General features: G+C 47.0%; 1 protein-coding gene. It reads left to right on the top strand.

The window, feature by feature from the left end; translation table 11 throughout:
* A partial coding sequence (locus R7Z77_RS27585; protein ID WP_318137337.1) for a LysR substrate-binding domain-containing protein occupies positions 1-558 on the top strand: 558 nt, incomplete at both ends.

Genomic DNA, 558 nt, shown 5'->3' with positions numbered 1-558 from the left:
TACCCCCGCAGCCATCAGCCAACAAATTCGTCAGCTTGAGGAGTTTTTAGGGACGGACTTGTTTGTTCGTCAACACAGAAAAATTGTGCTGACGCCAGAAGGGGAACTGCTATTTACTCAGGCAGAAAGAGGGTTTGCCCATTTGCAGCAAGGCGTACGCCTTGTCAACCAGGATCCAAACCCGAACCATCTTTCAATATCAACACTGCCCTCCTTTGCCCACCATTGGTTGGTGCCTAAAATCACCGCCTTTCGTCAACGTCATCCTGATATTGCCCTATTACTAGAGCCCACAAATGATCTCGTCTCTTTTCAAGATAGTCAGATAGATTTGTGCGTTCGCTACGGATTAGGAAAATACCCAAATTTAGAATCGCAGTGGCTGATGGACGAAGCCTTTTACCCAGCATGTCATCCGATGTATCAGAAGGAACATGGCATCTATAGCATCGAAGATTTAAGCAAAGCAGAGCTCATCGAAGACGTTTGGCCCGATCTCGACTGGAACATGTGGTTAGCAAGACTTGGACACTCTGCGGCAAAGCCCGCTTTAAAATA

The sequence above is a fragment of the Vibrio sp. 1401 genome (assembly GCF_033340295.1).
The sequence above is the reverse complement of the archived record's forward strand: the minus strand, read 5'-3'. Positions and strand labels throughout refer to the sequence as shown.